The 7,934-nt window shown below is 39.9% G+C and carries 3 protein-coding genes; 2 read left to right on the plus strand and 1 reads right to left on the minus strand.

Features of this window, described 5'->3' with window-relative positions:
* Nucleotides 1-27: 27 nt before the first annotated feature.
* Both T408_RS0105545 and addA read left to right on the plus strand, forming a co-directional pair.
* Nucleotides 28-3,600 (plus strand): PD-(D/E)XK nuclease family protein, encoded by a 3,573-nt coding sequence (locus tag T408_RS0105545; protein WP_028119073.1) that lies wholly within the window; start codon nt 28-30, stop codon nt 3,598-3,600.
* Nucleotides 3,593-7,435 carry a helicase-exonuclease AddAB subunit AddA gene (gene addA, locus T408_RS0105550; protein ID WP_035420215.1) on the plus strand — a complete coding sequence of 1,281 codons (3,843 nt, stop codon included), beginning with the start codon at nt 3,593-3,595 and terminating at the stop codon, nt 7,433-7,435. The genes T408_RS0105545 and addA overlap by 8 nt, the downstream gene beginning before the upstream one ends.
* Before the next feature lie 57 nt (nt 7,436-7,492).
* On the opposite strand, the gene T408_RS11000 is transcribed toward addA, so the two are convergent.
* The coding region (locus tag T408_RS11000; protein WP_211230830.1) for a DegV family protein at nt 7,493-7,934 on the minus strand (442 nt) is incomplete at its 5' end.

Genomic DNA, 7,934 nt, shown 5'->3' on the forward strand with positions numbered 1-7,934 from the left:
ATAGCTAGTGCTTAGAGGAGGGAGTTTGTGTCGCTTCAAATTATTACTGGGGACCTAGCCGTTGATAAGAAAACCCCAATCATTCATCATCTCTTAAAGATCAAGCAGCAGGATCCCTCTGCTGAAATTTACTACATTGTTCCTGAGCATATGAAATTTGATATGGAGTCGCTTATGTTAGAGACGATCCAGAAATATCAAGAAGCGGATCAAGCAGCAATGATAGACATACAAGTTGCTTCATTTACGCGGCTGTCTTGGTTTTTAATGCCCAAGGAAATGACCCATCAGACAGGAATTAGTGATAGTGGCTTGGCTATGCTCATTCAGCAGATCTTAATTGATCACCAAGAGCAACTGACCCTTTTAGCTGGACAAGTCAATCAAATGGGTTTTGTGGATAAATTGTTAGATTTATTTATTGAACTTTACGATGGTAATGTTGAACCAGCAGATCTCTTATTAGCTGATTCTTCCTTATCAAGTTCAACCAATCCAATTGATCCAATGCTCTTAGATCATTTACGCTTAAGTGAAATTCAGCTTTTGTATCAAGCATTCATAGATCGAGTTGAGCCTTTGGCTTTAGCTAGTGATCTATCCTACCAACATTTATTTGACTATCTTGAAGCCGGTCATTCAGACCGTATTAAGTCTTTATATATCGTTATTGATCACTATCAAGTATTTAATGCCAAGCAAGTCAATCTTATCTTACAATTGGCTAAATATTGTCGGTGGCTGGCTGTGAGCTTGCCTTGTAGCCAGGAAGAAGCATTAGTATGGAATCAAGTTAATCAACCGCTATTAAATACCAGTCTGCGCACTTATCATCAATTAAAGGACTTAGCTAGTTTTATGCAAGTGGATTTATTAGCAGATTGGCAAATCAGTGAGCCTTTTTACGCTATCAAGCCAGAACTTATGCAATTAGCAAATACAGCACGTGATTATTTAAATTTAAAGCCCATTTCTACTCAAATTAAATCCCTCTCTGCTGATCACTTACAAGTTTTTGAGATGGATACTCCGGTAAGTGAATTGGTAATGGTTACCAACGAAATAGACCACCTGGTAAAAGAAGGAGGATATCGCTATCAAGATATTGTGGTCTTAACTAGAGACCTAGGGCGTTATCAAGCCACCTACCAGCATTACTTTGACCGCAATCAAGTGCCTGTCTTTTATGACAACCAGACTCTGATGGAGGAGCATCATTTGGTTATTTGGTTGGAAGCCTTTCTTAATTTGCCACGCTACCACTACCAATACACAGATTTGATGACCGTGTTAAAGTCAGATCTCTTTACTCCGGATTGGTTGAGTGATGACGAAGGAAATTTAGCTTTTGAATCATGGCAACACCAATTAGCCATCGTCGAGAATATTATGCTGGCAAATGGCTATTTTTCTTATCGGTTCAATAATCCTTCTTTTGATTGGGAATTTGAAACCCGAGAGCTCGCCTATATGGACCAGGAGGGCCAAGAACTAGGAACATTAGGTGAACTACTGGATCGATACCGGCAGTGGTTTAATGTAGACCTGGTTCAAAGTTTTGCTTTTTGGGACCAAGAAGTTTCTGGTAGTCAAGCTAGTCACTGGCTGTATCAATGTTTAATCGCTAGTAGAATCAGAAAAAGATTGGAAAATAAGCGAGACCAAGCTATCCTACAAGGAGCGATTGGTGACTCGAGACAGTATGAGCAAGTGTGGGCTAATTTAATGGCTATTCTGGAAGAATTCCATGATTTATATGGTCAATCAACCATAACCTATAATCACTTTTGTGATTTATTGTTAGCCGGTCTCAAACAAGCAACTTTCCATATTATTCCACCGACTTTGGATCAAGTAACTTTTACAAATATTGAAAGTCCAAGGATTAGACCATATAAAGTCGCCTTTGTGATTGGTTTAGATGACCAAGCACTTCCCAAGGCTACCACCAACGATAGTTTGTTAAGAGAAGAAGATCGCCAGCAAATTATTCAACACTTACTCCCACACCAGTCGTTACTTGCAGATCCGGCCTTAGATAAGCAACAAGAGAATCTGTTTGCTTACCAGCTATTTTTAACAGCCAGTAACCGTTTGTATTTGACTTATGCTCGGCAAGTCGGTGAAGCCAGTCGTCAATTCTCGCCCTTGATTCGTCCGATTGTAGAGAAAGTAAGTAGCGGGACTAGCTTCTTTAGTGAATCACCTAATTTCATGACTATGATTGATTCCCCGCACACTTATGAATTTGGATCTGAGCGTAGTATTTTTGCATCGATCCTTAAGGCCATTCAAGTCTTAGCTAGGGAAGCCGACTCCTTGCCGACGGCTTTGCAAGCTATTTTGCGTTATCTAACTAGCCAGAAGGATGCTCAAAGTCACTACTTAGTTAATCTAATTCCTGGTTTATTTAACTTTTCCAAACTTCCTAAAAACATTAGCCCTAACCTTGCCCTCAAGCTCTATGGCAAAGATATTTATGCTTCCATTTCAAAGATTGAGCAATATTATCAAGATCCCTATAGTCATTTCTTGACCTATGGTTTGAAATTGCAAGAACGAGATCGATATGAGATTACACCAGCTAAGAGTGGAGACTATTTCCATCATTTTCTCGACCTATATATGAGGCTGGCCCAGTCCAAGAAACTAGTCTTATCTCAAGCAGGTCCCAAAGATCTGGATCAACTATTTACTGAAACGTGTCAATTAATCAATGTAGACTCGCGTTTTGATCTATTTCGAGGTCACCCGCGGCTCTCCTTAGTTGAAAGCCAAATTCAGCAGCAATTGAATTATTTAACACAGGTGATTAGTTATCAGAGTCGGCTTAATCATTTCCAACCGTATTTAACTGAAACGGTCTTTGGTCGTCCAGGTTCAGAATCGATTCCTGGTTTTAAGTATCAGCTTACCTCTGGTGGCCACTTAACCATTAATGGTAAGATTGACCGTATTGATTGTCATACTAGTCAGGACTTATTCCAGGTTATCGATTATAAATCTACAGAAAAGAAATTTAACCTTGTTGACGCCTACTATGGCTTGGATCTCCAGCTATTAACCTATCTAGCTGTTGCGAGTCAATATCTTAGCAACCAAATACCTCTAGGTGCTTTCTATCAGCCCATCATGAATGATTATCAGATAGTTGAATCTAAAGATTTAGCTAAGGAGGTTCAACCTTCTGATTTCTATCCTCGTTTTCAAGGCTTGCTGAGTATTGACGGTTCGACTCTGTCCACAGTAGACGCCAGCTTGCAAGACCAGACAAGCAGTCGTATCTATCCCGTTCAAGTTAAAAAGAATGGTGATTATTACGCTTACGTTAACTACTTTAATTCAGAAGAATTAACTTATTTGTTGAAACATACGCAAACATTAATCAGACAGGCGGCTGAGTCAATCCAAGCCGGTCATATAGAGTTCCAGCCCTTCTATGAAAATCAGTTTACCTTATCCTTAAAGCATCCATACCGGGTGATTACAGGTTTTGATCCTACGGAGGACTACCAAGTCTATCGTCACAAGCAAATGGATAGTAAACAAGTTCTAGAAGAATTAGCTAGAATTTATCAAGAGGAGGATACCGATGAGTGAGCTACCACTTAAACCCATTCATTCAAAATTTAACGATCAACAGTGGCAAGCTATCCATCAAGAAGGAAATAACATTCTTGTAGCTGCCTCAGCAGGATCGGGAAAGACGACTGTATTGATCGAACGAGTGATTAATCACCTTGAAAGAGGTCATTTAAACTTGGATCAATTACTGGTGGTAACCTTCACGGAAGCAGCCGCTAAGGAGATGAAGGAACGCTTGGAAGAAAAGCTGAGACAGATCATATCTGATCAGCTGCCGGGTCCAGAACAGCAATTCTATGTAGATCAATTGAATCGTCTAGCCAACAGTCACATACAAACCATTCATAGTTTTTGTCTAGCGGTCATTCAACAGTTTTTTTATTTAATAGATTTGAACCCCAATTTTTCTCTTCTAACTGATGCTACCGAACAAGCCATGCTTTACCAGAAAGTATGGGAGAACTTACTTACTGAAATTGTCAGAGGTGACCATGAATCTAGCTTAAGTCTTGAAGAATACAGCGATCTTCTAGGCCAATATGCTAAGGCACGCAGTGATGACCGTTTATATCAAATGGTGATTGTTATATTTGAACGATCCAATTCACATCCCCAACCTGATTCATGGTTAAAGAATTTAGGAAGATGGACGAAGGATTTTCAAAGTTTTATGTCGAGTGACCTCTATGAACAATCTTTAGCCAGTCAATACCGCGAGGCTATTTTTTCTGCTAGTCAACTACTGGACCAAGCGCAGCAAAGCTTGAATGCTTGTCAGTCGGAGACCATCGAGAAGTATGCGCCGGTACTCGACCATGACCAGGAGCAATTAGCCGTCATCTATCAAGCACTAGACTCAAGCGACTTGGAGAGACTAATTGATGCGATCACAAACATCAACTTTCCTCGCTGGCCCAATAATTCAAAGAAATCTGAAGACTATGAATGGGTCCAAGATCTTAAGGAATTACGAGATCAAGCTAGCCAACTGGTTAAGTCTGATATCCAATCGACGATTACTTACCCTTATCAAGAGATGATCTGGGTAGAAGAACAAGCGGGAGGTAGTTTGGATAAGATATCCAATCTGGTCCTCTTATTCAAAAATAAACTCCAAGCCCATAAACGTAGCCAGCATATACTAGAATATGCTGATTTAGAACATTTCACCTTAGATATCTTAGCTCCCATTGATCCAATAACTTCTCAGCGCCAAGCAGGTCCTGCTGCCGTTTATTATCAAGACTTATTTAAGGAAGTGATGGTAGATGAGTATCAAGATGTTAATGAGATCCAATCCGAAATTTTGTCGTGGCTCTCTCATGAAAAGCGTACAGATTTACCTGGAAACTTATTCATGGTTGGGGATGTCAAGCAATCAATTTATGGCTTTCGGATGGCTGAACCTTCCTTGTTCTTAGCAAAATATCAAAATTATCAAGTCAGTGATCAGGGTGAATTGATTGTCTTAGACCAGAATTATCGGTCTCGAGACGAAGTCTTGCAATTCACTAATTACCTATTTGAAAGATTGATGGATCAGAAATTTGGTGAGATGGATTATCATTTACCTGAAGCCCTAAAAACAGGCAATAAAAGCTTTCAACCGGTGAGCCCAGATCCAGCCTTCAAGATCGATTTGTTAATTAACTGTAAAAGTTCCACCGATGATCTAGTAGATCCAAAAGACAAAGATTGGCAGACCAGTGAAGAAAAAGAAGCTCATATGGTGGCCCAATCTATTCAAGAATTGTTAGCTAATGACTATCAGATCTATGATAAGGAGCAGGGCATGATGAGGTCGATATCTTATAAGGATATCGTGATATTATCTTCAACTAAGAAGGTCTTCTTGACCTACCAGCAAATCTTTGCCCGTTATCAAATTCCACTCAAGGCTCAAAATATAGATAATTATTTCCAAAGGCAGGAAATCCAACTCTTTTTGAGCTTGCTCAAATTAATTGATAATCCGATGCAGGATATTCCCTTGGTTGCTGTATTGAGATCCTATTTTGTGGGTCTAACAGATGAAGATTTGGCTAGGATCCGGATCGAAGTGCCGAACGGGCTTTTCTATGCCGCTATTCTCGAATATGCTCGCTTAGAAGTAAAGGAAAAAGAGGCCTTAGTTATTCAAGAAAAAATCGCTTATTTTCTCAGTCAGTTAGATCAATGGCGACGCTATCAGCTGGATCATTCCTTAGTAGAATTAATATGGAAGATTTATGATGAGACCTATTATTTGGACTATGTCTCGGGCCTCAGTAATGGTAGACAGCGGCAGGCCAACTTACATGCCCTTTACCAACGAGCCCAAGATTACCAATCTACTCACTCTAAAGATCTCTTTTCATTTATTTATTATATTGAGCAAGTGATGAACCGGGAAAATGATCTGGCAGAACCTCAAGTTCTAGATCCGGATGAAGACCAAGTGCGGGTAATGACCGTTCACGCTTCGAAAGGTTTAGAATTCCCTGTAGTTTATTTGGTCAATACAGGTAAAAAGTTTAATTTACAGGATGTTCAACAAGGTTATACTCTATCCAAGCAATATGGGATGGCGACAGATTACTACCAAGCGGATACTTATTTGAAATACTCATCCTATGTTCACCAAGCTTATAAGATAGAACAGGCGGATCGCTTGAAAGCTGAAGAGATGCGTAAACTCTATGTGGCCCTCACCCGTTGTGAGCAAAAATTATTTATAGTAGGAACTGTGGATTCCGTGGAGCAATGGGAGAAACAAGCCGATCAAGTTGGCTTACTCAGTGATCCTCATGCTACGACCGTGGATCGCCAATTGCGTCGATCCAGCCCATCTTGGTTGACTTGGATTAATCAAGCACTGAGCTTTAAAGAGAATAAAAGCCAAACTACAAGCTTCCAATTGGATCAGCTTCAAATCAGTTTTTATAGTGATCAATTGGTTGCGAGTCAAGTCCAACAACAAACCCAGCAAACTAACAATATAGACCACTGGTTAGAGCAAATCTCTGAACAATTACACCAAGAAACACCTGTTCCCGATCCTAGTCAAGGAATGATTAGTCATTGGCAATTAAACTATGATTATCCATTGGCAACTTCAACGTCAAGTTATCAATCGGTATCTGAACTTAAGCGACTATATGAGGAGCCCCTCATTGAGAAGATCGATTATGAAGGAACCATCTCCCAAGGTATTCAAGGTATTCGCTACACCCAAGATAGTTTCCAAGCCCCTAAATTTATTCAAGCGGAAACTAGTAACTATTCTTATGCGGACATTGGAAGCTTTACTCACTTTTATTTGCAACAATTGGATTTCGCTTGCTTTAGGGAGTCAACTGATTATCTGGACCTGTTAATCAAGCAAGCCAATCAATTGGTCGCTCAGGCAAAGATGACTCAAGATCAAGTCCAATTCTTAGACTTAGATAAGATTGCGGTATTTCTAAATAGCCCTTTGGGCCAAATCTTAATCCGAAATGCCGAAAATTTTAAACGCGAAAAAGCCTTCTCATATCTATTGGATGCCGATCGAATTCTGGGCCAGCATATAGATTCTAGCCAAGTTCGGCAATTAAGCCAAGACCAGCTATTGATCCACGGGGTTATTGATGGTTATTTGATTTATGAAGATCAACTGATTCTTCTAGATTATAAAACTGACCGTCAACGTGCCTTTTCTAACTTTAGCCAGGAGGATCAGGTTGATCAGATCAAGGATAAGTATCGTTTCCCACTATCCATCTACAAAGAAGCTTTGAGCCAAGCTTTAGGCCGACCGGTTAAGACTGTTTATTTGGTCCTATTGGATTTTGGCCTGGTTGTTGAAATGGAAGACTTAATTGAATTTTAACTAGAAAAACCCTAAGTTTGCTTGCCTGTTAAAAGAAGCCAAACTTAGGGTTCATTATTATTTTTTTATAGCACTGATTCCAAAAGCGCCGGGTCCGCCATGGCAAGTAATTACCGCTCCTGCTTGTAACCATTCACCTGGCTGGATCCCTTGTTCCTTTAATAAGTTTTCAATGGCTGCCTTGGTATCTGGGTCTAATCCCACTGTTTCGACTAATTTAAGGCTTGTTAAGTCTAGTTGGTCTTGTTTGAGAAAGTCTTCAACAAAGTGAAGGGCCGCTTTTTTAAAAGATCCACGATATTTTTTCCCGGCGACTAATAAGCCGTCTTTGATCTCAATGGACGGGTATATTTTTAATAATTTGGCTCCAAGATAAGATGCATTTGATACTCGGCCTCCGGCATTTAAATACTCCAGCGTTTGTGGAAGAAAGGAAAAAGCCGTCTTTTGATGTGACCCCCAAAAGTTGGAGTTTATAATTGAATACTTAGGCAACGTA

Origin of the sequence: Hutsoniella sourekii ATCC 700629, from assembly GCF_000518205.1 — a bacterium.
Classification (GTDB): Bacteria; Bacillota; Bacilli; order Lactobacillales; family Aerococcaceae; genus Hutsoniella; species Hutsoniella sourekii.

Coding starts and splice junctions, on each gene's coding strand:
- addA (WP_035420215.1), top strand. CDS start 3,593: ATGAGTGAGCTACCACTTAAACCCATTCATTCAAAATTTAACGATCAA.